The 1,893-nt window shown below is 68.1% G+C and carries 1 protein-coding gene, 1 tRNA gene and 1 pseudogene; all 3 read right to left on the reverse strand.

Translation table 11 applies throughout. The features are described 5' to 3' along the window. Positions 1 to 95 precede the first annotated feature (95 nt). A pseudogene (locus SM191_RS19380) lies at positions 96 to 455 on the reverse strand (kinase); the annotation flags it as partial. Continuing rightward, positions 445 to 1,416: a 2-hydroxyacid dehydrogenase gene (locus SM191_RS19385; protein WP_341507635.1), complete on the reverse strand. Its 972-nt coding sequence runs from the start codon at positions 1,414 to 1,416 to the stop codon at positions 445 to 447. The pseudogene SM191_RS19380 and the gene SM191_RS19385, both read right to left, overlap by 11 nt. A 384-nt stretch (positions 1,417 to 1,800) precedes the next feature. Beyond that, positions 1,801 to 1,877, reverse strand: a tRNA-Met gene (locus SM191_RS19390). Between the last annotated feature and the right edge of the window lie 16 nt (positions 1,878 to 1,893).

A 1,893-nucleotide genomic window follows, 5' to 3' on the forward strand; every position in this document is an offset into this window, starting at 1 on the left:
TGATCTGCTCTTCCGAAAACTGCTTCCGCTTCATTCCGTCCGTCCCTTTAAGGAGACGGTCTCTACTTCCAGTTGGATGAAGAAACGGGGGTCACGTCAATGGGCGCACGATCGTCGATCGCCTTGTCGAAGCGGGGCAGCGGCGCCGCTTCCCCTCGCGCAACGGCGGCCAATGTCGCGATCCCCAACGCCACGTCATGCGTACCCGGCGCACCACGCGTCGCGAACAGGGGATGGGCCTCGCGCGCCAGCCGCTGGCGTTCGGCGCGGGTAAGGTACAGGTCGTCCAGCGACAGGATCGCGCTGCCCACGAACCGCTCGGCGAGCCTCGCCGCGACGGTCGACTTGCCGCTCCCCTGCGCGCCGCACAGGCCCAGGACGAGAGGCGGATCGTCCGCCCGCCTCTCGGCCAGCCGTTCCGCGACCAGCCCGGCGATCGCCGCTTCAGGCGACACGATCGGCGGGCTCGTCGCCGCGCAGGAACGCCGCCAGATTGTCCGCTGCGCGCATGCCCATGGCGGTGCGCGCCTCGATCGTCGCGCTGCCCAAATGCGGCAACAGGACCGCGCGGGGATGCGCCAACAGGGCGGGATGAACGACCGGCTCCCGCTCATAGACGTCCAGCCCTACGCTGCCGATCACGCCCCGCGTCAACGCATCCGCCAGCGCCTCCTCATCGATGACCGGCCCGCGCGCCGTGTTCACGACGATGGCATGCGGCCGCATCCGTGAGAGCAGGTCCGCATCGACCATATGCCGCGTCCCCTCTCCGCCCGGCACGTGAAGCGACAGGATGTCGCATTCGGCGGCCAGCGCTTGGGGCGATGCCGCGCGCGTCGCCTCCAGGGCCTGCTCCACCTCGGGTGCGGCGGCGGAGCGACTGGCATAGCGGATGCGCATCCCCAGTCCCTTCGCCTTGGCCGCCGTCGCCTGCGCGATCCGGCCGAAGCCGATCAGGCCCAGCGTCTTGCCCGACAGCCCCTGGCCGATCAGGTGCGAAGGGCGCCATCCGGTCCATGCGCCCGCCCGGACCTCCCGCTCCCCCTCGCCTGCCCGCCGCGCCGCCATCAGCATCAGCAGGATCGCGATCTCCGCCGTCGCCTCGGTCAGCACATCGGGGGTGTTGGTCACCACCACTCCCGCCTCGCGTGCCGCCGCCAGATCGATATGGTCGACGCCCCCGCCGTAATTGGCAAGGATGCGCACCCGCCGCCCCGGCGTGGCCAGCAGGTCCGCGTCGATCCGGTCGGTGATCGTCGGCATCCAGGCGTCATAACCGGTCATCGCCTCGACCAGCGCGCGGCGGTCGAGCGGCTGGTCGTCGATGTTCAGCGTGGTGTCCCACGTATCGGTCAGGTAACGCTCGACGGTGTCGGGCAAGCGGCGAGTGACGAGGAGCTTGGGCAGGTCGGTCATGGTCCGGGGCGATCCTGTGACAAGAGCGGAGCTGAAGAGTATCGGCACGAAGCGGACCACCGCTTCGGATCTTGGCCCATAGCGGCGAGCGTTGGAATGGTGGAACCCGTCCCAAATCTGGCGAAATCGGTCCGGGTTGCGCAACCCCGAAATAACGCAAGCTCCCGCCGGATGAGCAAGCGACATAGCACCGTACCCACAAGCGCGGCTATGCTGTGCGCGTTGGCGAACACAGCAAGCGGCTTTCATGCCGAATGCCATCGTTTTACGAGAATGACTGGCGACGCGCGGGTCCGATGCCGCGCAGATCGCCAGCGCTGTTGGCGTGAACGCCGGGAAGCCCGCGAGGTCGTGTGACCTGGCGGGCGTATGTGTGTTGTGGGATGGTTGCGGGGGCAGGATTTGAACCTGCGGCCTTCAGGTTATGAGCCTGACGAGCTACCGGGCTGCTCCACCCCGCGCCGAATTTGGGATACG

The organism is Sphingomonas sp. 2378 (assembly GCF_038084995.1).
GTDB lineage: Bacteria > Pseudomonadota > Alphaproteobacteria > Sphingomonadales > Sphingomonadaceae > Sphingomonas.